At 67.1% G+C, this 23,972-nt stretch carries 15 protein-coding genes; 2 read left to right on the top strand and 13 right to left on the bottom strand.

The window, feature by feature from the left end:
• Positions 1-10 precede the first annotated feature (10 nt).
• From VGK32_13480 to VGK32_13450, 7 genes are all read right to left on the bottom strand, one after another.
• Positions 11-766, bottom strand: coding sequence for a hypothetical protein (locus VGK32_13480; protein HEY3382780.1), 756 nt, complete (start codon positions 764-766; stop codon positions 11-13).
• 168 nt (positions 767-934) lie between these two features.
• Positions 935-1,720, bottom strand: coding sequence for a hypothetical protein (locus VGK32_13475; GenBank protein HEY3382779.1), 786 nt, complete (start codon positions 1,718-1,720; stop codon positions 935-937).
• The gene (locus tag VGK32_13470; GenBank protein HEY3382778.1) at positions 1,720-4,224 is read right to left on the bottom strand and encodes a VWA domain-containing protein; all 2,505 of its coding nucleotides are present in this window, start codon (positions 4,222-4,224) and stop codon (positions 1,720-1,722) included. Before VGK32_13470 ends, VGK32_13475 begins: the two co-directional genes overlap by 1 nt.
• A 170-nt stretch (positions 4,225-4,394) precedes the next feature.
• Entirely contained in the window at positions 4,395-6,632 is a 2,238-nt protein-coding gene (locus VGK32_13465) for a sulfatase-like hydrolase/transferase (protein HEY3382777.1), read from the bottom strand.
• 65 nt (positions 6,633-6,697) lie between these two features.
• Positions 6,698-8,860: a sulfatase-like hydrolase/transferase gene (locus VGK32_13460; protein ID HEY3382776.1), complete on the bottom strand. Its 2,163-nt coding sequence runs from the start codon at positions 8,858-8,860 to the stop codon at positions 6,698-6,700.
• A gap of 176 nt (positions 8,861-9,036) precedes the next feature.
• Positions 9,037-10,992 carry a sulfatase-like hydrolase/transferase gene (locus tag VGK32_13455; GenBank protein ID HEY3382775.1) on the bottom strand — a complete coding sequence of 652 codons (1,956 nt, stop codon included), beginning with the start codon at positions 10,990-10,992 and terminating at the stop codon, positions 9,037-9,039.
• An 85-nt stretch (positions 10,993-11,077) separates the two neighbouring features.
• Entirely contained in the window at positions 11,078-12,895 is a 1,818-nt protein-coding gene (locus VGK32_13450; GenBank protein HEY3382774.1) for a sulfatase-like hydrolase/transferase, read from the bottom strand.
• A 77-nt stretch (positions 12,896-12,972) separates the two neighbouring features.
• On the opposite strand from VGK32_13450, the gene VGK32_13445 reads away from it, so the two are divergent.
• The gene (locus VGK32_13445; protein ID HEY3382773.1) at positions 12,973-15,381 is read left to right on the top strand and encodes an exo-beta-N-acetylmuramidase NamZ domain-containing protein; all 2,409 of its coding nucleotides are present in this window, start codon (positions 12,973-12,975) and stop codon (positions 15,379-15,381) included.
• Here VGK32_13445 and VGK32_13440 read toward each other — a convergent pair.
• The 5 genes from VGK32_13440 to VGK32_13420 form a co-directional block, all read right to left on the bottom strand.
• The gene (locus VGK32_13440; GenBank protein HEY3382772.1) at positions 15,372-15,785 is read right to left on the bottom strand and encodes a DUF420 domain-containing protein; all 414 of its coding nucleotides are present in this window, start codon (positions 15,783-15,785) and stop codon (positions 15,372-15,374) included. The two genes, VGK32_13445 and VGK32_13440, sit on opposite strands and share 10 nt — an antisense overlap.
• A gap of 37 nt (positions 15,786-15,822) precedes the next feature.
• Positions 15,823-16,587 carry an ABC transporter permease gene (locus VGK32_13435; GenBank protein HEY3382771.1) on the bottom strand — a complete coding sequence of 255 codons (765 nt, stop codon included), beginning with the start codon at positions 16,585-16,587 and terminating at the stop codon, positions 15,823-15,825.
• Between the two features lie 32 nt (positions 16,588-16,619).
• The gene (locus VGK32_13430; protein HEY3382770.1) at positions 16,620-17,510 is read right to left on the bottom strand and encodes an ABC transporter ATP-binding protein; all 891 of its coding nucleotides are present in this window, start codon (positions 17,508-17,510) and stop codon (positions 16,620-16,622) included.
• A gap of 116 nt (positions 17,511-17,626) precedes the next feature.
• On the bottom strand, positions 17,627-18,547 hold the full coding sequence (gene cyoE, locus VGK32_13425) for a heme o synthase (protein ID HEY3382769.1): 921 nt from the start codon (positions 18,545-18,547) through the stop codon (positions 17,627-17,629).
• A gap of 74 nt (positions 18,548-18,621) precedes the next feature.
• Positions 18,622-20,007, bottom strand: a complete 1,386-nt coding sequence (locus VGK32_13420; protein HEY3382768.1) for a M23 family metallopeptidase — start codon at positions 20,005-20,007, stop codon at positions 18,622-18,624.
• 163 nt (positions 20,008-20,170) lie between these two features.
• Here VGK32_13420 and secA2 point away from each other — a divergent pair, with 163 nt between their 5' ends.
• Positions 20,171-22,597 (top strand): accessory Sec system translocase SecA2, encoded by a 2,427-nt coding sequence (secA2, locus tag VGK32_13415; GenBank protein HEY3382767.1) that lies wholly within the window; start codon positions 20,171-20,173, stop codon positions 22,595-22,597.
• Positions 22,598-22,677: 80 nt separating this feature from the next.
• Here the strand turns inward: secA2 and VGK32_13410 are convergent, their stop codons facing one another.
• Positions 22,678-23,793 (bottom strand): sensor histidine kinase KdpD, encoded by a 1,116-nt coding sequence (locus VGK32_13410; GenBank protein HEY3382766.1) that lies wholly within the window; start codon positions 23,791-23,793, stop codon positions 22,678-22,680.
• Positions 23,794-23,972: the final 179 nt, after the last annotated feature.

The following is a 23,972-nucleotide window of genomic DNA, read 5'->3' as shown; positions in this document are numbered from 1 at the left end:
CGGGCGGGGTCTACTGCACGTCCACGGCCATGAGCGTGTACTTCTTCCTGTCCTGCTTCCGGAGGAAGAGGATTCGCTTTCCGTCCGATGTCCAGCACGGAAGGAGCACATTGCTGGCACCCTCGACTTCCTTCGTCTGGCCGTTCCTGTCCATCAGGATTAGCCGCTTCTTGGCATCGACGAAGGCGATGGCGCCGAGCGGATTCGGCGCCCACCCGAAGCCGATCCCGGGTGCAAAGGGCGCGTTCTGCGTTTGCGAGATCAGCTGCCCCTTCAGCTTCACGGTCGTCGTCACGACCTTCTGGTAGGAACTCCAGTCCTTCCCGGCCTGCGACTGCGATGGGTCGGACCGGTACGGGTTGTCCGGCGTATTGACGGTCGAGCCGGTTGCCAGCTTTCCGACCTGCGTGACCTCGACGTCCAGCTTGAACGACGGTTGCCCAGGGGCCGACGGGCCGGATTTCCAGCTCCAGTACAGTGCCGCCCACGGTGGTTCCTCGTCGACCGCCGCGAACTCCTTTTCGCTGGGCTTGATGACGTAGTTCTTCCCGCGCTCGTTCCCGAAGCGATCGCGTTCCACGGTTCGCAGGAACGTGCTGCCGTCGTCGGAAGGCGCCAAGCGCGCCGGCTCACCCTTCAAGCGACCGGTATCGATCTCGATGATTGCCGTTGGAAGAGACACGCTCGCACGTGATGCATCGAACGCCGCCGGGGCCTGAGATGAAGCTCCAAAGACGAGGTCGAGGATCAGCAGCAGGTTGATCATTGGGCGCTCTCCGATCAGGGTTCCTTCGGCGCAACCATGATACCTCTGCCAAATCCATTCCAGTGCTTCCGGCCTGAATTGTGCGGGGAATTCGAATGTACAGATCCACTCCGGCCGCTTGGCGTCCCCCCTGGGTCACGGCGGGGCTACGGCAAGGGTCCGGCGCCTTTATCGACTCGAAATCGAGGAGATCTTCAACGCGTATCGGCCGCGGCCCTGCTGTTCGATCCACGCGAGGCGGGTTCCGTCCGGCGACCAGGCCGGAAGGAGCACGCCTTTCGTGCCAAAGACCTCGTGCCGTTTGCCGTGTCGATCCATGATCACCAGCACCCGCTTGGCGTTGGCGTAGGCAAGGGCTCCGAGGCCTTCCGGTCCCCAGCCGTAGAACAGTCCGGCCTGGAGCAGGGTGTTCACGAACTCGGAAACCATCTGGCCGTTCAGGCGCATGGTCGTGGTCGTGACGTTCTGCGACTGTTGGGCGTTTTGGACGATCGCCTGGCCCTGGGGACCCAATTCCGACCCCGCGCCGTAGGGATCGCCGGAATTCTGGGCCAGAGAGCCCCCGGCACCGGAGTTGGTGGCCGACACTCGCTGGACGCGCGTCTCGATGTCCAGTTTCATCTCTCGATCCCCGGGGCACTCGAAGCCGGACTTGGCGGCCCAGTAGGCGCTGGACCAACCCGGCTCGGCATCGACGGGAGCCAGTTTCCCGTTTCCCACGGTCACGACGTAGTGCCAGTCCTTCTCATTGCCCCACCGGTCGCGTTGCACGATGCGGAGGTGCAACTGGCGGCCGTCAGGCGACCATGACATGCGCCACGGAAACCCGTGGAGGTCAGCGCCAGAGAACGTCGAGATCGTGGCGGGCAGAGACACTTCGACCTTGGCCGCAGCCAGAGGGGCCGCGGCCGCCTGGCTCGAGGCCACGGCCAAGACGATGAGCGAGCACAACATCAGCGGTGTTCCACGGAGGCGAGCTTACTCTGCAGTTCGGTGGACGTCGGGAGCGCCCTGAGGCCGTCCCTCAACACCTGCACGGCCAACTCCGGGTGCGACAGGCGGAGGTACGTGTCCGCCAGTGCCAGGTATGCCGACGTCATCGCCGGGTCGAGTCGGACGGCGTTGCGCCAGGCTGTGACGGCGTCCGACGACTTCCCCGCGTTCGAACGAACCCAGCCAAGCAGAAACGCCGTCGGAGCCGAGTTCGGATTGAGAGTCAGCGCTGCCTGGAGCGACTCGGCGGAAGCGTCGTACCGTTCGTCCGCGAACTGCGCGAGGCCGAGCAGCACGTGATACTCCGCAGGCTTGACGGCCGGGGATGGGACCCGGCCGAGCACCGCGGAGACGTTGCTCCATGCTCCGAGTTCCGCCTGCGCGGCCGCTGCCTTCAGCGCCGGGTCGGCGGTGGTCCTCGCCACGGTCGAGACGAACCTCCGGGCCAGATCGCCCCCGAGGATCATCTTCGGCGTGACGCGCTCGGGGGGCGGCGGCGGCGGACCGGCCGGGGGTGCGCCGCCTGCCACCTCGACCTGCCGCATCACCTCGGTCACGGTTTCTCCCCGGGCCCGCACCCGCGCCCGCGCCACGTAGTCGCCGGGCTTCACGCCGTCCAGAGGAATCGAGACCTGAGCCTGGCGGCCGGCGCCGTTGCCGATCCGATGAGCGTCCAGGAGATCGGCCTTGACCGAGCGCACGGCCTCCTCGCCGTCCACAGGCACGAGGTCGACCGTCACGTCCACGGCTTCGAGATCGGTCAGCGTCCTGGCGTAAATCTCCATCCCGCCCGAAATCCCTTCCGCGACATAGCTGCGGGCGCGAACCGGCAGGGCATCGGTGCGCCGGCCGATGATCAGATCGCTTGCGGTAATGTCCACGCCGTCCAGCGCGCGCACCTCGAACCGTCGATCCACCGTTCCGGTGGCCCCGCCAGGTTCTCGGACCGCGGCGCGCATCAGGTACTCCCCGGCGGGCAGATCGAACTGCACGTGGAACTGTCCGCGCGCCGTCCGCTGGCCGGGGGTGACTGCCCGCGGCAGGACAATCACGTCGGTGCCGCTCGCGCGCACGCGGCCGTCCCGCGCATCCCGCGCGACAAAGACGACGTCCGCTGGCTTCGCGGTTCCATCGGTTCCGATCGGAAGGTCGGCCTGGAGGCTCATGATGACGCGCTGTGCACCAACGCTGGAACCGCGCATGACGTAGGTTGTCATCTCCAGGGGCAGCCCCTGCTGCGGGAACGGCGCACCGAGCGCCGTGTCGATCGCCCGGCGTCGATCCGCCGCACCGACCGGGTCCCGCAACACGTAACCCGACCGCGTCTCGACCCGCACGCCGGGTCGCGTCACCTTCACCTTCACTCGTCGGTAGCGTTCGCGATCGCTCAACGCAGCCGCTGGAGGTTCGAAGCCGACGATGTAGTAGTCCTGCGAGGCGGTGGCGATGCGGTTCAACACCTGGTCGCCGCGGCCCGACGCGTCGAGAACGAGTTCGCCCGAGGTCTCCGCCGCGAGCGTGCCGAGCGGCTCGAGTCGACTCTGGACTTCCATGAACGGGTCGGCACCGGTGGACGCCTCCGCGTTGAAGTCGATCCCGCGCCGGTTGATGTCGAGCGAGTAGATGACCGCGTACGCCTCTGACGCGGCCGCGGCCACGCGGTCGACGTCAGTCGCGACGTTGTCGGCGAAGAAGCCCTCCGACACCAGGATGACGCTCTTCCGCCCCTCGATGGCCGCCAACTGTCGAATCACGTCGGAGAGGGTCACGAGGAACGAATGCGTGTCAGCGTCCGCACGGGCGATGACCGTTTTGGCGGCGGATCTGGCCACCTCGATCGCCATTGGCGACGCGTCGATCGTGGTGCCCGACGTCCGGGTGGCTGCCGTCGCCGTGGCATCGACACCGCCAACGTCCGCGCCTGGAGCGTTGACGGCGCTGGCGCGCGTCAAGGCGCGCTGCAGCATGGCGTCGTTGCCGCGGGCGATCTGATAGGCCTCGTAGTCACTCAGGTTGCCGCCCGCGCTGAAGCCCTGGCGGCCCATCTCTCCCCGCACCTTCGGCAGTTCGGCCAGGGCGATGTTGATGTTGCTCGTGAACGGAATCTGCGGTCCCGGCCCAGGCAGGGCGTACAGGGCCACCCGATCCCCCGGCTTCACCCGCGTGTGCAGGAAGCGGTCGACCGCCTGGCGTGCCCGAATCTCGTTCCCCGGCGAGATGTGACTCTGATCGAACACGAAGACATACAGGTGGCCGCGGGGCGACCCCTGGTTGGTGGAGACCTCGGCGCCGATCGTGCGGCGTGCGACCTCGAGATACGAGCCCACGGGCTCGGCGATGTGCTGGAACAGCACGACGGGCCGTTCGGTCGCGCCCTCGAAGACCTGCACCTCCTCGGCTCTCAGGTCCTTGACCGGCAATCCCTGATCGTCCACGATCCGCACGTCCAGCCGGACGAGTTCCACACCGGCCCTGAAGATGGCTTGTGGAGCCGGAGGGTCAGGTGGTTTCTGCGGCCCAAGCGCTTGTGAGGACAGGAACACAGGAACGGCGAGGGGGACGACAACCGCAGCGAGCCAGGATCCATTCATGCCACACCTGCGTGAGGGTAGATCTGAATCATCGTAGCACGCGGCTACCGCCCCAACCGCACGAGAGCCTCGCGCACGCGCTGGATGTCCTTCGCATAGAAGGCAGGGGGGGCGGTTCGAATGAAACGCTCGAGGTAAGGTCTCGCCGTCTCCAGTTGTCCGTCGTTGACCAGCTCGGTCGCCGCGTTGTACATGGCGTCGTAGTTCCCGGGATCGCCGTCCACGGCCCGTCGGAAGTAGTCGATGGCCGCCTTGCGGTTGCCGGCTTTCAGTTCGACCACGCCGAGCCCGTTGTTGGCCTGCGAGGACAGCGGATCGATCCGCAACGCCTCGGTGAACCGCCGCCGTGCGTCATCCATCCGCTTCTCGCCGAGGGCAATCGTCCCGAGGTTCTCGAGCGCGATCGTGTTGCCCGGGTTGAGCTGGAGAATCCGACGGAAGACCTCGCCGGCCTGCGCCGACCGGCCAGACCGTCCGAGCGCGATGCCGAGCGCATTCAGCGCGTCGAGATCAGGCTCGCCCCGTGACGTCGCCTGCTGCAACAACGGGATCGCGTCCTTGACGTTGCCGCTTTCCGCCATGTAGATGCCCAGCTTGGTCTGGATGGCGACGCTCGCTGCTCCCATCTTCACCGCCGACTGGAGGGTGTCGATCGCGTCGCCAGGCTGGCCCATCTCCCACTGCAGCATCGCAAGCTGTGCATACGCCACTTCCATCGTCGGGCGCTCCGCAATCACCTGGCGGTAGATCGGGATCGCCTCGACGGGGCGCTGGTGCTCGTAGAGTTCAATCGCGTGGCGGAGTTGCTGATCGACGCCCACGAGGCGCTTTGGATCATCGGCGTCGGCATACTTCGCTTTGGCGGGCGCCGATCCCGCCACGTAGCCGAGCGCCTGCAGCCGCGCCTGCGACTCGGTGTCCTCGGTTCGGCGGCCGGTCGCCACCGCCGCGCCGTACGCACGCAGGCGGTTGTCCAGCACTCGTCGTCGCTCGGACTGGCGCCCGGCAAGGTTGTTCGCCTCTGCCTGATCGGCCCGGAGGTCGTAGAGCTCGGGAATCGGAAGCTCGATGTACTTGTCGCGGTCCATGAGGACGCCGGTGAGCGGCGCCCAACCTCGATTGAAGGACGCAGACAGCGCCTCGAAGTAGGACGTGCGCTGATCCGACCCGCTGCCAGTGCCGGAACCGGGGAGCAGCGACCGACCAGGCAGGCCCGCGGGCGGCGGAACTCCGAGCGCATCGAACACAGTAGGGACGATGTCCACGTGTCGGGCCTCGACCGATGAGGCTCTCGTCGGGGGGGCGGGGGCGGTGACGCCGGCACTCCAGGCTGCCGTGTCGCGCGACACTTGCGCGAGGATCAGGGGGATGCGCAGCGTCGCCTCGTAGGCGAACAGCCCGTGCGTCTGCTCGCCATGGTCGCCCAGGCCCTCGCCGTGATCGCCCGTGACGACGACGAGCGTGGGGCGTCCGGACGGGTCCCGGGCCGCGTCGAGCAGCGGTGCCAGCGCGGCATCGGTGAACGCGACCTCGCCGTAGTACGGCTGTTCGGCATACTGCTGATCGAACGGCGCCGGCGGTCGATACGGCGCGTGCGGATCGAAGACGTGCACCCAGGCGAACCAACGCCCTTTCTGCGCGCCAAGCCACGCCCGTGCCGCCGCGACCACGGCGTCCGCGCGCCGTTCCGGCATGTTGAAGCCTGAGGCGGTGTTCGACTTGCCGTAGCGCTCGTCGTACACATCGAAGCCTCTGTTCAGACCGAAACGCGAGTCGAGCGCGAACGAGCCGATGAAAGCGCCTGTGGCCATCCCATGCGGCTTCAAGAGGGACGCAAGCGTCGGCACGGTCTCCGGCAACCGGAAGCCCGCGTTGTCGTGGATGCCGTGCTCGAACGGATAACGGCCGGTGAGGATGCTGGCGTGCGACGGCAGCGTCACGACGGCGTGCGCGTGCGCGAAGTCGAAGCGGACGCCCAAGGCTGCCAGGCGATCAAGATTGGGCGTCGCGGCACGGCCGCCGTAGCAGCCGAGGGCGTCCGCGCGCAACGTGTCGATGGTGATCAGGAGGACGTTCTGCTCGCCCGTGCGCGTGAACGTCACAGGTCCGGGGTGCGCGAAGAAGAGCCACGCGCCCGCCGCACCGAGCACGACGAGCGCGGCCGCGCCGAACGTGAGGCCCCACATGCGAGGCGATCCAGGCGGGGCCTTCGCCGCGCCGGTTGCGCCCTTTGCCGGTGCTGCCTGCGGCCCGGCCGGGCCTGCGTTCTTCGTCCTGGCCACGTGTCAACCTCTCAAACGAATTCGACCACAAGAGACGCACAGGAGGCGGAGGAGGCGAAGGTGGTTCACTTCTTGGCGAATCGTCTCGCCGCTTCCGCGCGCACCGCGTTGGCGCGGCCGGTCTCGCCGAAGATGGACCATGTCTTGGCGGCCATGGCGTAGCCCTCGGGCGTTGGCACCGAGCGCACCAGCGCGTCGATCTCCCTTTCCGCATCGGCGTTGCGCCCGCCGGCGCGGTACAGCATCGCCAGGCTCGTCCGCGCTCGGGCGTTCAGCGGGAACAGCCGCAGCTCTTCCCGGAATGCCGCAATCGCCTCTTCTTCGCGGCCCAGGTTGGCAAACGTGTCACCGAGATAGAAGTAGAGCTCCGGAATCGCAAACGCCTGCCCCTGCACGCGCCGGGCCGTGTCCTGGAACCGGGGTAGAGCCTGTTCGAACTCGCGGCTCGAGTGGAGGATGGCGCCTTCAACGAAGCTCTGAAGCGGAAACGCCGGGTCCGCCTGCTGCGACAGCGTGGCTGCTCGCCGGGCGGCGCCGAGATCCTTCCGCTCCAGTGCCACTTTGACCAGCAGCTCGTACGCCGAGGTCTTCGCACGCCGATCCGACGCGAGCGATTTGCTCAGCGCCATCTCGGCGTTCGCCTGCGCCTCGCCCAGGCGACCGAGCGACAAGAGGACGCCGCCCGTGCTGACGAAACTGTTGGCGTCGGCCGGATCGGCTTCAACCAGCCGCTTGAACGCGTCGAGCGCCTCGGAAAGCCGGCCCGAACGCACGAGTGACACCCCGAGCTGCAGCCACCCGTCCTTCATCGTCGGGCTGTCGGCGAGGACCTCGCGCATCAGGAGGATCGACTGGTCGTAGTCGCGCGAGGCAGACGCCGTAATGGCCTTGCGGAACTTCTCCAGGGTTGGCGCCTTGTCTTTGGGGTCGGGGAGCGAGTCACCCGGGCTGTCGAGCGGGATGGTGGCGTGTGTCCCGACGTAGCCCAGCGCCTGCAGCCGCTCGAGGTCCTCGTTCGACACGATTCCGGGCGCCTGGACCTTGGCCCCGGCCAGCAGCCGGTCGAGCGCGGCGCGCGTGGCCGTGACGACCTGCGGCCTCGCGGCCGCGAGGTTCCGCGTTTCGCCGCGATCGTTCTGAAGATCATAGAGCTCGGGATGAGGAGCCTTGATGAACCGAAAGCGCGCATCGGTCAGCGAGTACAGCTCACTCCAGCCGAAATGGTAGCGACCGTAGAAGGCTTCGGCGTAGAACCCGCCCTCGGCCGGCATCGAATGGCTGCCGGCCAGGAGCGGCCGCAGTGACCGCCCGCGAAGCGAGCGCGACGGCGCGATGCCAAGCCAGTCGAGCACCGTCGGCACGAGGTCGATGTGCTGCACGGGCACAGGAATGCGCCGCCCCCGCGCGGCGCCGCCCGGCATCTTGACGATGAGCGGCACACGGATCGTGGAGTCGTAGAGGAACAGGCCGTGCTCGAGCTCGCCATGATCGCCCAAGCCTTCGCCGTGATCGGACAGGAAGACGATCAGCGCCGGGTCGTACCAGCCACGTGCCTTCAGCCAGGCGACGAGTTGGCCGACGACCTCATCGGTGTAGGCAATCTCGCCGTCGTAGGGCGCGTACCGCGCAAAACGCTCGGGCGGCGAATACGGGGTGTGGGGGTCGTAGACGTGAAAGAAGAGAAAGAACCTCGAGGACGACAGGTTCTGCATCCAGCGCTCCGCGACCCCCAGCGAATCGCTCCCGCTGCGCTGCACCATGCCCATCGGCATATCCGGGGCTGCCGGCGGCATGTCGCCGTCGAAGAAGTCGAAGCCGCGCGCGATGCCAGTCTCCTTCCGGAGCACAAAGGCCGAGACCACGCCGCCCGTCGCGTAACCGCGATCTCGCAGCATGGCGGCAAGCGTCGGCTGATCGTCTCGAAGCGTGAACCCGATGTTGTCGCGCACGCCGGTTTCGAACGGCAACTGGCCGGTCAGGATGGCCGCGTGGGACGGCAACGTCTGCGGTGAGTGCGCGTAGGCATGCTCGAACAGGACGCCGTCGGCCGCGAGCGCATCGATCGCCGGCGTCTTCACCTTGGTATAACCATAGGCAGGCAGGTGGTCCGCCCGCAGCGTGTCGATGGAGATCAGGATGATTGGTGCAGGAGGTTCCGAACGCGGCCCGCGGAACCAGAGCACGATTGCGACGATCGGAAGCAGCACGCCGGCAACGAGGGCAATCAACCATCGTCGCGTCGGCCGATGCGCTGTTCCGGCTTCTGCCAGACGCGCAGCCGTCTGTTGTCGGGAACCGGCACGGGACATGAGATTCCGCCGCAACCCTATCCGTTCAAGCGGATCGGACGATCACGTTTCAGTATATGTCCGGCCGATGACGGGGACCAACCGATGGGCGCGGCCTACCGTTTCCGGACTCGGGCCAGCGCGTCTCGCGCGATGGTCAGGCCTGGGTCGATCTGAAGGGCCTGGCGGTATTCGGTGCCGGCCTTCGTCGTGTCGCCCTGAGCTTCGGCGACGCGTCCGAGGCCGAAGTGCGAACGCGCTGGCTCATAGCCAAGTTGGAGGAGTGCGGTGAACTGCGCGGCGGCCACATCGTACCGTCTCTGACGCATGGCGAGATTGGCGAGCCTGGTTCGCGGGCGGGGGTCTGAGGCGTTGGCCTGCACCGCCGCCTCGTACTGCACCATGGCCTCGCCGTCCTGTCCACGCTGTTCGGCGAGACGACCGCGGGTGAACGGAATCTCCGGTGAGCGGGGCTCGATGAGCGCGGCCTGGTCGAGGCGCTGCTTCGCCTTGTCGAGTTTTCCCTGGCCCATGAGCGCCAGCGCTGCGGAGACGGGCGGATCCGCGGTGGCGGGATTGAGCAGCGCGGCCGCGTCGTACTCGCCGATCGCCTGTTCGAAGAGGCGTTGTTCCTGATAGGCGTCTCCCAGGGCGAGATGAACGTCGTACGCGCGGTCGTTGATGGCGAGCGCCCGCTTCAGTTTCGCGACCGCCGCCGCCGGTTGATTACGCTGCAGATCCGCGGACGCGGCGGTCATGAGCAGCCTGAATTGTCGCAACCTTGGCGCCATGTCCTTCGGATCCGGACCGCGTCCCGTCAGCGCTCCAGGTGCGACGAACCCGACGTAGCCCAGGCTTCGCAGTCGTGCGATGGTTTCGGCGTCTGGCGTCGCCGCCTGCGGTGTCGTCCCGCCTCCGAAGCCGTCGGCCACCTTGCGGACCTCGGTGCTCAGCCGGCCCGCGACATTGGCCTGGCGCTCGATGACATTCGTTCGCTCGACCTTGTCGACCCGGAGGTCGTACAGCTCGGGCTTCGGAGCCTCGACGAACTTCCACTCGCCGACGCGCGCCGAGCGGAGCTCGCTCCAGCCGAAGTGGAGCTTTGGATACCAGGTTTCCGCGTACGAAAGCGGCGGATTCGAACGAGGGCGTCCCTTTGCGACCGGCAACACGCTCTCGCCGTCGAGTTTGGCTGGAGCGGCAATGCCGAGCACATCGAGAACCGTCGGCATCACATCGATCGCCCGCACCTGTTCCCTCACGACCGTACCGGCCCGCTCGCGGCCGGGCATCCGCATGATCCACGGGATGCGCAGCACCGAGTCGTAGAGGAAGAAGCCGTGATCCTCTTCGCCGTGTTCGCCGAGGCTTTCACCGTGGTCCGCGACAGCGACGACGATCGTCTGCTCGAGCACGTTCATCGCTTCGAGCCTGGTGATCAGGCGACCGACGGCGCTGTCCACGTACGCGATCTCGCCGTCGTACGGCCGATCTTTGAAGCGAACGTTGAACGGTGCAGGAGGAGCATAGGGCGCGTGCGCATCGTACAGGTGCACCCACGCGAAGAAGGGCTGGTTGCGCCGGATACGGCTCAGCCACCCGAGTGCCGGACCCACGACCTGATCGGCTGTTCGCTCGGCCTTCAACTTGTCGCCCGCGACGAACCGGTCGAAGCGGGAATCGAATTCGTCGAAACCCTGGTCGAATCCGAACGCCCGATCGAGGATGAAGGCGCCGATGAATCCCCCGGTCTGATAGCCAGCCCTCTTCAACACCGTGGCGAGCGTGACGGCCTCGAGCGGTAACGGCGTCGTGCCGTTGTCGAGCACGCCGTACCGGCCCGGATAGATCCCCGTCAGCAGGGCCGCGTGCGCCGGGCCGGTGAGCGGCGCCTGCGTGGTCGCGTCAGCGAATCGGACACCTTCGCGCGCGAGGCGGTCGAGCGTCGGCGTGACGGCCCTCGCATCACCGTAGCTGCCGAGATGGTCCGCGCGGATGGTATCGAGCGTGATCAGCAGCAGGTTCTTGCGGGGCGCCTGCGCGGCTGCTCCAGAGAGCAACAATGTGGCCATGACCAACGCTGTCGCGAGACCGCACCGCCGAACGACGCCCGCCTCGAAGATCACGTGGGTTGTCTCCTGACCCCGACCCGCAACTCTACTTCGCAGGTTTCTGGATGGCTTCAGCTCTGCGGAGCGCAGCCACGCCGACGGCCTTGCGCCCTCGAGTGCGAAGATCAGCCGCCTCGTCTCTGTCGCCGCTTGCCAACCAGACGCGAATCGCGAGAGCGTAGCGATCCGCGGTGGGAGACTCCTTCAGGAGATCGCGGACGAGCGCCTCGGCGGTCTGGGCGCGGCCAGCGTCGGGCGCCTGTCTCGTGAAGCGTTCGAGCGCCACACCTGCATCCGCGAACTGGCCCTCTGTGACGAGCAGCGTACCCAGGCGCTCCCAGGCCTGGCCGGCGCCGGGATCGATCCTCACCACCTCGCGCCAGGCGGAAATCGCTCGCGCCATGTCGCCCCTGGCCTCCAAGCGCAGTGCCTCGCGGTACTTCTCGACGACGCCACGCCGGTCCTTCGGGTCCGGCAGTTGTTCAGATGGCACATCCGCCGCGACGTCTGCCGTGATGGTGATCGTGCCGAGCGACTCGATACGGCGCAAAACCTCTGGTTCGGGCATCGAGCGCGCGGGGCCAGGCGCTTCCTGGGGGGGCGCCTGCCCGGCGGCGAGGAGGCGGTCGAGCGCGGCGCGAAGCGACGAGGCCGCCGCAACCTGGCTCTCGATGATGTTCCGCTGGTCGTTCCGGTCCTGCAGCATGTCGTACAGCTCCGGCCGCGGTGCCTTGACGTAGCGGTAGCGTCCGCTGCTCAGTGACGTCAGCTCGCTCCATCCGAAGTGGAATCGGCCGTACCACGACTCCGCGTACACCTCCCGGTCCGGCATCGTGGCGTCAGCCGAATCGAGCACGTGCCGCACCGATCGGCCGCGGACCGACGGGGCACGCGGGGCGCCCATCATATCCAGAATCGTCGGCACCAGATCGACATGCTGAACGAGAACGTTGCTGCGCCGGCCGGCGCCCGCCTGAGTCGGCATCTTCACGATGAGCGGAGTGTGGATGGTCGAGTCGTACAGAAACAGGCCGTGTTCCTGCTCACCGTGGTCGCCCAGTTCCTCGCCGTGGTCCGACAGGACGACAATGACCGCCGGGTCGTAGAGATCGCGATCCTTCAGGAACTGAATCAGCCGACCGAGGCTCTCGTCCGCGTGCGCAATCTCGCCGTCGTACCCCCGGTATCTCGCGAATCGCTGCGGCGGCGTATAGGGTGCCTGCGGACCGTTGATCTGCAGGAAGAGGAAGAAGCGCTGTGTCTTGATCAAATCCACCCAGCGCTCGGCCACCTTCACCGACTCGATGCCGTCTCTGACGACCGGGGCCGGCGCGTCGGTGGCTGTCCTCGAGAACTCGTCGTCGAAGAATCCAAATGCCTGGCCCAGGCCGGTGTCGCGGCGCAGGAGAAATGTCGAAACCACGCCGCCGGTCTTGAATCCGCGCCGGCGCAGGAGCTGCGGCAGCAGCGCCACATTCGACGGCAGCGTGAACCCCACGTCGTCCCGCACGCCGGTCTGGAACGGCAACTGGCCGGACAGGATGGACACGTGCGACGGCAGCGTCAGCGGCGAGTGAGCGAAGGCGCGCTCGAACACGATCCCGTCCGCAGCGAGTGCGTCGAGCGCCGGTGTCTTGACCTTCGCGTAACCGTAGGCCGGCAGATGGTCGGCACGCACCGAATCGATCGTGACGATGATGACCGGACCGAAGGCGGGCGTGGACGATCGCGCGTACCACCAGCCGGCCGCCGCCGCACCGACGATGGCGAGAACGATCAGCCCGACGACGATCCGGTAACGCCAGTGCGCGCGCCGTGGCGGGGCAGTGTCGGCTCGTCGAACGGCCTCGGGTGTGGGTGGCATGGTTCGTAATTCTGTCGGAGCGATCGCCGAGATGCAGTCGAACATCATATTATAGAGCGCCTCGGAAGGAGAGACCCGTGAGACACCGCCTCATCACCGTCGTGGCTGTTGTGGTCGGGTCGGTCGCGTCGTTCACCGTCCCTGCGCGTGCGCAGGCCAGGCCGGCGGCGCCGGGCCTGGATGTCAAGCGCCTGGCGCTCATCGCCGGTCTCGTGAACGAGGCCATCGAGGCGAAGCAGACCCCGGGCGCGGTCGTCGTCGTCGGGCGCGGCAATCGGGTCTACTACCAGAAGGCGTTTGGACATCGGTCGCTTCAGCCGACGGTCGAAGCGATGACGCTCGACACCGTGTTCGACCTTGCCTCGCTCACCAAGGTCGTCGCGACGACGACCAGCATCATGATGCTCGTCGAAGACGGACGGCTCAGGTTGAGCGACCGCGTGGCGGCCTACATTCCCGGCTTCGAGCGGTACGGCAAGGCCGACATCACGATCAGGCACCTGCTCACGCACGTCTCCGGGCTGCGCCCGGACCTCGACATGTCGATGGAATTCGCGAGCTACGACGAAGCCATCGCGCGGGCCATCGAGGAGGTGCCCACCGCTTCGCCGGGACGACGGTTCGCCTACAGCGATATCAACTTCTTCCTGCTCGGTGAAGTGGTCCACCGGGTCAGCGGCCAGTCGCTCGACCAGTTCGCCAGAACGCGCATCTTCGAACCGCTTGGCATGCGCGACACGATGTTCAAGCCACCCGCGGCTCTCGCCCCGAGGATAGCGCCGACGGAACGTTGCTCGCAGTACGGCTGGCCGTGCGATCAGCCCGGTGGCGTGATCCTGCGCGGCGTCGTCCACGACCCGACGGCGCGTCGGATGCTGGGCGTGGCGGGCCATGCGGGCCTGTTCAGTACTGCGGCCGACCTGGCGATCTTCTGCCAGACACTAATCAACGGCGGGCGGTTCGGGGCGACGCAGGTTCTGTCGCCGCTGACCGTTGCCAGGATGACGAGCCCGATCGTCCTGCCCGGCGACCAGTTCCGGGGCCTCGGCTGGGACATGGACTCGCCGTACTCCTCGAACCGAGGCGAGCTGCTGCCGCCCGGTTCCTACGGGCACACGGGGTTCACCGGAACGTCGCTGTGGATCGATCCGACGAGCGGGACCTGGGTGATCTTCCTGTCCAATCGGGTGCACCCCGACGGCAAGGGGGATGTCACCCCCCTGCGCGGGAAGGTGGCCAGCGTCGTGGGATCGGCCATCGTCGATCGTCCCGGCGAGGCCGTCCGCCAGCCACGCCTGGCCGGTGGCGACTTCGGCGCGGCGGGAACGGCGCCGGCGCGGCCAGCCTGGACCGGGCCGGTCCTCAACGGCATCGACGTGCTGAAAGCCGACGGCTTCGCGGCGTTGAAGGGACGGAGCATTGGCCTGGTCACCAATCACACCGGCCGCACGCTCGGCGGCGAGTCGACGATCGACCTTCTCGCCAGAGCACCGGCCGTGAAGCTCGTGGCGCTGTTCTCGCCGGAGCACGGCATTCGTGGCGCCGTGGATGCGGAGGTTTCGTCGTCCAAGGACGAGAAGACCGGTCTGCCAATCTACTCGCTGTACGGCGAGACGCTGCGGCCGACGCCCCAGATGCTGGAAGGCATCGACACGATGGTCTTCGACATCCAGGACGTCGGCGTTCGCTTCTACACGTACGAGACGACGATGGCGTACGTGATGGAGGAGGCCGCGAAGCGGAAGATCCGGATGGTGGTGCTCGACCGGGTGAACCCGATCGAGGGGTTCAGGATCGAGGGGCCGGCGCTCGACAAGGCGCTGGCCAGCTTTGTCGGCTACTTCCCGACGATGCCCGTGCGACACGGCATGACGATGGGCGAACTTGCGCGGCTGTTCAATGGAGAGAACAAGATCGGGGCGGACCTGACCGTCATCCAGGTCAAAGGCTACCATCGCGAGCAGTGGTTCGACGAGACCGGGCAGCCATGGATCAACCCGTCACCGAACATGCGGACGATGAACCAGGCCACGCTGTATCCGGGGGTCTGCCTGATTGAAGGCGCGAACGTGTCGGTTGGCCGCGGAACGGATACGCCGTTCGAGCAGATCGGCGCGCCCTGGATCGACGGGCCGAAGCTCGCCTCGGATCTGAATGCGCGGCGTCTGCCCGGCATCCGGTTCTACCCGACGTCGTTCACGCCTTCGACGAGCAAGTACAAGGACGAGCGGTGCCAGGGTGTGTTCATGCTGGTGACCGATCGCGAGGCGATGAGGCCGGTGCGTGTGGGCATCGAGCTCCTCGCCGCCGTTCGGAGGTTGCACGGCGACCGGTTCGAGATCGACAAGACACTGCGCCTGGTTGGATCCGCGCGCGTGGTCGAGCGAATCAAGCTTGGTGACGACCCAGCCGCCATCGCCCAGTCGTGGGCCAACGAAGAAGGCCAGTGGCGCCTGCTGCGGGCGAAGTACCTGATTTATCGGTGATACAGCATCAGGTACACCACCACGCCCGTGACGCTGACGTAGAGCCAGATTGGCAGCGTCCAACGCGCGATGCGGACGTGGCGCGCGAACTGGCTCGCCAGGCCTCGGGCGAGCGTCACGACCGCCAGCGGGAGCACGGCGGCGGCAAGCAGGACATGTGAGATCAGAATCGCGAAGTAGACAATCCTGACGGGTCCCGTTCCCGCAAATGGGTGCGATCCTGCCTGCACGTGATACGCCGTGTAGGACGCCAGGAACAGCATCGACGTGAGGAAGGCGGCGATCATGCACGCGCGGTGCACCGAGATCCGACGGCGTCGGATCATCGCGTAGCCGGTCGCGAGCAGCACGCCGGAGAGGCCGTTCAGCGTCGCATTCAGCGTTGGCAGATCGGAAACCTGCATCGCGCAATCTCCTCGACATGAGCCCGAGCCCGTTTCCCTATTTCTGTCTGCGAACGGCCACTCCGCCCGCGCCCAGCATTACGACCGCAAACAGCGTGACCACTCCCATCGAGACGGCCAGCGAAGGTTCCGCGCCGAGCGGCTGATCGTAGAACATCCGGCGCAGGGCCGACACTCCGTATGTCAGGGGGTTCGCGAACATCAGCCAGCGCACCCACGCGGCGGCACCCGACGCCGGGAACAGCGCGCCAGATAGAATCCAAAGCGGGATCAGGAAGATGTTCATGATCGCGTGAAAGCCCTGCGTCGAGTCGAGCCACCAGGCGACGAGGAATCCGAGACCGGACAGCCCGAAGGACACGAGGAACATCACGCCGACGAGCGCCGGCACATCCGCCAGGTGAATCGTGACGTGTGCGAGCGGGGCAAGCGCGAGAAAGATCACGCCCTGGCCGAGAGCCAGCGTCGTGCTGCCGAGAATCTTGCCCAGCACGATGGCCGTCCGCGGCACCGGCGCGACGAGCACGCCCTGCAGGAATCCCTCCTGCCGGTCCTCGACGATGGAGATCGTCGAGAAGATGGCCGTGAAGAGCAGAATCAGCGCGAGCGTGCCCGGATAGAAATACTCGAGATATCCGCCCTGTAGCGGCATCGCCGGTCCGCCCTGGAACGATCGGTTCAGCCCGGAGCCAATCAGGAACCAGAACACCAGTGGCGAGCCGAGCGCGCCGACAATACGGCTGCGTTGCCGGCAGAAGCGAACGACCTCACGCAGCCAGAGCGTATAGGAAGCGAGGAGCATGGTAACCAACAGCGCAAACAAGAAGCGACCTGCTAGTCGAGCCGCTTGCCCGTATAGTGCACGAACACGTCTTCGAGCGTCGGCCTGCCAAAGCTGATGGCGTCGATCTCGCCCGGGAAACTCTCCACGAGCTCCGTGACGAACGCATGCGCCCGGTCCCGCTCGATCCGCACCTTGTCACCAACCAGATCGGCGCCGACGCCGAATCGATCGCGGATCCGCGGCGCCAAGCCAGCGGCATTCCGGGCGGTCACGAGGACGACGTCGCCTCCAATTGCGTCGGTCAGCGAGGTTGGCGTACCAAGCGCCACGAGGCGTCCCTCGTCCAGAATGCCAACGCGGTCGCAGCCAGCAGCCTCGTCCATGAGATGCGTGGTCAGGAGCACGGTCGTTCCTTCCTGATCGCGCAGGCGCTCGAGATCGTCCCAGATGTCACGGCGGACCGACGGGTCGAGGCCGGTACTCGGCTCGTCGAGCACGAGCGCTCGCGGCTCGTGGAGGAGCGCTTTTGCCACCTCGGCGCGCCGCTGCAGGCCACCCGACAGTGTGCCAACGAGATCACGGCCGCGGTCGGAGAGCCCGACTCGCGCGAGGACGCCGGCGATCCGCCTGGCGAGCCGATCGCCACGAAGACCGTAGAGGTGCCCCTGGTGGCGCAGATTCTCGCTGACGGTCAACCGGCCGTCGAGAGCGGGCTTCTGAAAGACCACGCCCAGGTGTCGGCGGACGGCCGCGGCGTCGCGGACAACGTCGTCGCCAAACACCTGCACGGAGCCTTCGGATGGAGCGAGCAGCGTCGAGACGATCTTGAACAGCGTGGACTTGCCACCGCCGTTCGGGCCCAGGAGGCCGAAGATCTCGCCGGCCGCGACCTGCAAGGTCACGCCATCGAGCGCCATGCGCGATTCGTAACGGTGGCGCACGGCGGAGATGTCCACCGCAGGCGAGACGCCTGCGCCACTCGGCCGGGCAGCTTCGTCGACGGAGTGGGACGGGCGTCCCGCCCGTTCTGGCGCGCCACTCGGCCGGTCGCCCGCCGTCACAAGTGATTCCCCAGCATCAGTGCCCACAGCAGCGGCAGGTAGGAGATGGAGCCGAGGAACAGGCGACGCGCCCCCTCGTTGGTGCGGCGTCCCGCGAACTGCACGGCGAGCGCGAGGAAGCCGAGCCCGAGGATGGCGGCCACCACGAAATAGACGCGGCCGGTCAGGCCCGTGAGCGTGGGCATCAGGCTCACCGGCACGAGAACGGCGGCGTACAGAACTGCCTGCAGCCCGGTACTGCGACCGTCCGGTTCGACGACGGGCAGCATCGGCAGACCGGCGCGCGCGTAATCCTCGCGGCACAGCCAGGCGATGGCCAGGAAATGCGGCATCTGCCAGAAGAACACGATCGCGAACAGCACCCACGCGTCGACCGACAGGCTGCCGCGGGCCGCCGCCCAGCCAATCATCGGCGGCAGGCCGCCCGGAATGCCGCCGACCAGCGTGGCCAGCGACGTGCGGCCCTTGAGCGGCGTGTAGACGAGCGTATAGGAGATCAGCGTCACCGCCGCGATTCCCGCGGCGAGCAGGTTCGCGCCGAGCACCAGTTGAACGAGGCCGATCGCGGAAATCGCCACCGCGAACCACGCGGCGGTGGACACCCGCATGCGGCCGCCCGGCAGCGGGCGGTTCCGTGTCCGCCGCATCAGGCCGTCGGTGTCGCGTTCGAAGATCTCGTTGAAGGCCGCCGCGCCGCCGGCCACGAGCGCGGTGCCGACGACGGTATGCAGGAGCAGGACCGGACTGAACTGGTCAGCGGCCAGGTAGTAGCCCGACAGCGTGGTGGCGACAACCAGGAAGTTGAGGCGAGGCTTCGTCAGGGCCAGAAAGTCCGACGCCCGGCTCGACACGCGTGGAACGGGCAGCGACAGCGCAATCGCGCGCGGTCGGACAGACGGCGACGCCGGATCGTTCATGCAGGGGTGCCTCTCGATCGCCCGAGATCGTCTCGAACCTACCACACCCACGAAGGGCAGGCAATTCGCGCGGGTTACTTCGCTGTGCCCGACGACGCCTCGCGCAGCTTCCGCGTCACGCGATCCTCGATCCAGTGCCGATCCCACCACTCCACGGGGTTGACCGGCCGTCCCTGCAGCTGAATCGAGAAGTGCAGGTGGTCGCCCCCGGCCAGGCCCGTCATGCCGCTCCGCGCAATCCGCTGGTCCTTCTTCACCGTGTCCCCAGCCTTCACTTCGATCGACGAGAGATGACCGTACAGCGACTGCACGCCCATCCCGTGGTCGACTACGACGCAGTTGCCGTAGATGCCGAGGTAATCCGCGAACACGACCTTGCCGTCGTTGCCCGCGAGGACCGGGATGTTGACCGTGACCGCGAGGTCGAAGCCCAGGTGCACCTGCTGATCGACTTCCTTGCCCTGGTAGAAATAGGTGCGGTGGTCGGCGAACTTCGATTCGATCTGCGCGTTGCCGAGCGGCCGGAACGACCCCTGCCACAGCGTCCGCGGCGCCGACTCTTTCGCCATCGCCGCGATCTTCTCGGCGTCGATCCGCCGCAGGTCGTTGTTGACCTTCAGGAACGCCGGAAGATAGCTCTCGCCGGGCGCCACGGCGATCTTCAGCTCGGGGGAATGCTCGAGGATCTCGGGAACGACGCGCTGGAGGAAACCGTCGGTGAGCTCGATGCGGCTCTTCAGGAACGGCTTCGGGAACACCTTGTAGTCGAACTGCGCGTGCGCCTGGTTGCCCGCCTCGTCCCTCGCGAAGAGGCGGATCGGCGTCCCGAGGTCCTGGTCGTAGAGCAGTGCGAAGAACGCGACCTTGAGATCCGGATTGGCTCCGGCGACTCCGGCCCCGGAGGCGGGGAAACCCGGGTAGATGGCGTCGCCGACCTGCACGCCAGACTCGACGTCCGGCGGTGTCACGCTGTAGACCACCATCTCCGATCCGCCGAGATTGACGTAGTGGTGGGTCGAAACAACGGCGATGCGCGGTGGATTGAACCTCGCCTGGAAGTCCTTGCTGGCGGAGGCCTCCTTCGTCCGATATCCGAAGAGTGTCGTCCGCGCGGCCGTCACCACGACGCGCGCCGGGCCCGCCTGGAGGTCGGGAAGCGCGCGCTTGCCAATCGGCCTGGTGATACGGATGCGATCGGGCGACTCCTGCTTCACGCTCGCCGCGGCCGCCGAGGTCAGGGAGAAGAGTGGTGTCGACTTCCCGCCCTGTTCGAGCAGGATGTCGATACGCGAGAATTTGCCTTTCGGCGTTTCAACGGTGACGTCGAGATTCGAGTCGACGCCTATCGCCTTGGCAGGCTGAAGGAAGATGATTGTCGGCGCATCCCCCCGGCCAGCCACGACAAAGACCGCGGCCGCCGCGAGCGCGAGAACGAGCAGCACTCCCAACAGGATTCGCATGTCTCCATGATACCGTCCCCGGGGAAATCGGGGTCGGGACTAATCATGATTCTGTGCGGCGCTTTCAGTAATTGGCCCCGACGCCAATTTCGTACAATGGCGACGAGCAGCGCGCTCGGCGATCCAGCAGAGCGGGTGGCTCTGGAGCAGCCAGAGGACAAACGTGCAATCGACCGATTCCGGCCCGCTCCACCGCCTCTACCTGCGGCTCGCGGGAATTCCGATCGAATACGACCTCCGACCATATGCCGCCGTCGTCCGTGCGGTCGAGGCCGTTGACGTCCGCGGCCTGACGGATGCGGCCCTCGGAGAACGTGCACGACGGGCGCGGAACGCCGCCCGGGCAGGCGCCGATCTCGACGATCTGTTGCCCGAGGTCTTCGCGGTGGCACGGGAAGCTTCCGCACGACTGCTGGGGTTGCGGCCGTTCGACGTCCAGGTGGCGGCTGCCGTGGCCCTCCACCGCCAGCGGCTCGCCCAGTTGGCGACGGGCGAGGGCAAGACGCTCGTCGCCGTCATGCCGGCCATCCTCAACGCACTGACGGGTCGTGGCGTCCACGTCTTCACCGCGAACGACTACCTCGCCGAACGCGATGCCGGGTGGATGGGCGCGGTGTTTCGGTGCTTCGGTCTCGAGCCGGCGTTCGTGAGCCAGCACTTGTCGACGGGAGCCAGACGCGACGCGTACGCGGCGGACGTCACCTACGTCACCGCGAAGGAGGCCGGCTTCGACTTTCTTCGCGACCACACCGCTACGGATCCAGCAGGGCTCGTCCAGCGCCCATTTCACTTCGTCATCGTGGATGAAGCCGATTTCATCCTGATCGACGAGGCCCGCGTCCCGCTGGTGATTGCCGGCACCGCTCCGAGTCTGGGAGTCGAGCACTCCACGCTCGCGGCGGTTGTGCGCCAACTGCGGCGGGAAGAGGACTACACCGCGGATGAGTACGAGCGGGCGGTCGTGCTGACCGAGGCCGGGTTCCGTCACGCCGGAGCGCTGCTTGGCGGAATCGTCCTCTCGGCATCAGAGCACCACCTCACGCTGAGCGCGCTGCACGTCGCGCTTCACGCGCAGGCACTGCTGGCGCGTGACCGCGACTACATCATCCGGGACGGCCGGGTGGAGCTGGTGGATGAGTTCACCGGCCGGGTGGCGGACAACCGGCGCTGGCCGCACGGGATCCAGGCGGCAGTCGAAGCGAAGGAAGGCGTCCCCGTGCGACCGGAGGGACGAATCCTCGGTTCGATTCCCGTTCAGCACTTCGTCGGGCTCTATCCGAGGATCGCGGGGATGACCGCGACAGCGGTGCCGGCCGCAGAGGAGCTGCACGAGTTCTTCGGCCTGAGGACCGCCGTCTTTCTGCCACACCGCGCGTGCGTCCGCGACGACGAGGACGATGTGGTGTTCACGCACCGGACGGCAAAGAGGCGCGGCCTGGTCGAGGAGATCGTGAGGACGCACGAAGCCGGCCGGCCAGTCCTCGTCGGAACGGCAAGCGTGGGCGAATCGGAGGCGCTGGCGGCCGAGCTTGGTACGCACGGCGTCAGCTGTCAGGTGCTGAATGCGCGCCACGACGCGCGCGAAGCGGCCATCGTGGGGCGTGCGGCCGCACCGGGCGCGGTGACGATCTCGACCAACATGGCCGGCCGCGGCACGGACATCGTGCTCGGCGCGGGTGACGCCGGCGCGCGCGAGCAGGTCCTGTCGCTTGGCGGCCTCTACGTCATCGGCACCAATCGTCACGAGAGCCGCCGCGTGGACGACCAGTTGAGAGGACGCGCCGGGAGACAGGGCGACCCGGGGACGTCACGGTTCTTCATCAGTCTCGAGGACGATCTCATCCGGCGCTACGGCGTGATGAACCAGATTCCCAAGGCCCACCGGCCCGCGGTGCAGGAAGCGCCGGTCGACGACCCGATCGTGACGCTCGAGATCGCACGCGCCCAGCGGATCATCGAGGGCCAGAACTTCGGGATCAGGAAGACGCTGTGGCGCTACTCGGCGATGGTCGAGCAGCAGCGCCGGATGATCGACGAGCGGCGCCAGGCGTACCTGCTCGGGCAGGCAGAGCCTGGCGTGTGTCGGGAGGAGTTGCCGGAGCATTTCGAGGACCTGGCCGCGAAGGCCGGCGAGGAGGCGGTCGTCCGCGCGGAGCAGCGCATCGCCGTGCATGCCTTCGACGTGGCCTGGGCCGACCACCTGGCCCTGATCGAGGACATCCGCGAGGGCATCCATCTCCAACGCTACGGCGGCATCGACCCGCTCACCGAGTTCCAGCGGCAGATCATCAAGGCGTTCGACGAGATGATGACGAGGGTGGACGGGGACATCGTCGATCGCTTCTCGCGTCTCGCGGTGGTGGACGGGGAGATCGATCTGTCGCGCGCGGGACTCGGTGACTCGACCGCCACCTGGACCTATCTGGTCGACGACAATCCGTTCTCTCCGCTCGCGTCATCGCTGCTCGCCAGCCGCGCGCTGACGAACGCCGTCGGCATCCTCGCGATCGTCAACTGGCCCATCACGCTCCTCGCGGTCGTCGTGGTCTTCTACCGCCGGTGGCGCAAGAGACGGAGGGGGCGGGACTGAGCTCGATGCGGCAGTCCGGCTTGCGCCCTGCGGCGAGCGGCCAGCCGGTAGCCGCGGGTCGAATGACGCATCGAGACTGGTTACGGCAATTGGTCCCGACCCCGGTCCTCGACGAGGCGGGAAGCGACGACGATGACCTGGAGATCTCGAGCGCGGCGGATGACGCGCGCGGCGAGTCCGTGTCCGGCAAGACGCCGCCACCGCGATGGCCTGGGCCTCAGCAGGAGAATCTGCGTCACCTGGTGCACGCGGGCAAACTCCACGAGCACGGCAGCAGGATCGGGACCATAGAGGACGCGCGTTTCGATGTGCAGACGCCGCGCGAACTCGAGGTGGCGCTCGACCGCCGCCCGCCGGATATCGGGGAGTTCCGAGAGCGCGGCCCCCGGGTGCACGTAGACCGCGAAACTGTCGGCGTGCAGGAAATCCGCCAACCGTCGACCGCGGCGGATCACCAGGGCCGTGGCCGGATCGGCCGTCAGGTGCAGGAGCAGGCGCTGCGGGCCGTCCGGCAGTTGTGTGTCAGGACCCGCGTGGTGCGTTTCGACCTCATGCGCCGTCTGGCGAAGCGCCAGCTCGCGCAGCGCCACGAGCGTCGACTCCTTGAAGAAGTGGTCGAGTGCGCGGCCGACTCCATCTGGTGGGTAGATGACGCCCCGCCGTAATCGGTTCAACAGGGAGTGCGGTGTCAGATCGACCATCACGACATCGTCCGCCTGCGCAACGAGCCAATCCGGGACGGTTTCGCGGACTCGGACGCCGGTGATGGCCGCCACCTGATCGTTCAGGCTCTCGAGGTGCTGGATGTTCATCGTCGTCCACACGGAGATTCCGGCATCCAGCAATTCGAGGACTTCCTCCCACCTCTTCCCATGTCGGGCATCGGGTGTATTGGTGTGAGGGAGTTCGTCCACCAGGCAGACCGCCGGCGCACGCGCCAGGACCCGTTCGATATCCATCTCCGTGAGCGTGATGCCCCGATAGGCCACGCGGCGGCACGGGACGTCGGGCAGCCCCTTCGCTCGCGCGGTCGTGTCGGGACGCCCATGGGGCTCGATGTAGCCGATGACGAGGTCCACCCCGCTTGCGAGGACCCGGTGCGCGTCCTCGAGCATGCGGTACGTCTTCCCGACCCCGGCCGCGTAACCGAGGTAGAGCTTCAGGCGACCACGGGGAGTGACGGCAGTCTCGCTCATCTCAATGTGGAAAGACGCGAACGTCGATGGCCTCGGCCTGCGCGATCAGCCGGTCGATGGGACCGCCGAACACGCGGTCGCGCCAGCGCTCACGCAGGCTGTGGCCGATGAAGAGTTGCGTGATGCCGTGAAGGCGCGCGAACTGCAAGATCGCGGCGATCGGGTCGTGGCCGTCCACG

This window comes from Vicinamibacterales bacterium, assembly GCA_036504215.1.
In the GTDB taxonomy this organism is placed as follows: Bacteria; Acidobacteriota; Vicinamibacteria; order Vicinamibacterales; family Fen-181; genus FEN-299.
Note: the sequence above shows the minus strand (reverse complement) of the source record. Positions and strands in the feature narration are given on the sequence as shown.

What these genes read in the sequence shown, in the direction of transcription:
- VGK32_13480 (HEY3382780.1), bottom strand. Translation starts at nt 766, where the DNA reads ATGATCAACCTGCTGCTGATCCTCGACCTCGTCTTTGGAGCTTCATCT.
- VGK32_13475 (HEY3382779.1), bottom strand. Translation starts at nt 1,720, where the DNA reads ATGTTGTGCTCGCTCATCGTCTTGGCCGTGGCCTCGAGCCAGGCGGCC.
- cyoE (HEY3382769.1), bottom strand. Translation starts at nt 18,547, where the DNA reads ATGAACGATCCGGCGTCGCCGTCTGTCCGACCGCGCGCGATTGCGCTG.
- VGK32_13420 (HEY3382768.1), bottom strand. Translation starts at nt 20,007, where the DNA reads ATGCGAATCCTGTTGGGAGTGCTGCTCGTTCTCGCGCTCGCGGCGGCC.
- VGK32_13410 (HEY3382766.1), bottom strand. Translation starts at nt 23,793, where the DNA reads ATGAGCGAGACTGCCGTCACTCCCCGTGGTCGCCTGAAGCTCTACCTC.
- VGK32_13440 (HEY3382772.1), bottom strand. Translation starts at nt 15,785, where the DNA reads ATGCAGGTTTCCGATCTGCCAACGCTGAATGCGACGCTGAACGGCCTC.
- VGK32_13455 (HEY3382775.1), bottom strand. Translation starts at nt 10,992, where the DNA reads ATGGCCACATTGTTGCTCTCTGGAGCAGCCGCGCAGGCGCCCCGCAAG.
- VGK32_13435 (HEY3382771.1), bottom strand. Translation starts at nt 16,587, where the DNA reads ATGCTCCTCGCTTCCTATACGCTCTGGCTGCGTGAGGTCGTTCGCTTC.
- VGK32_13450 (HEY3382774.1), bottom strand. Translation starts at nt 12,895, where the DNA reads ATGCCACCCACACCCGAGGCCGTTCGACGAGCCGACACTGCCCCGCCA.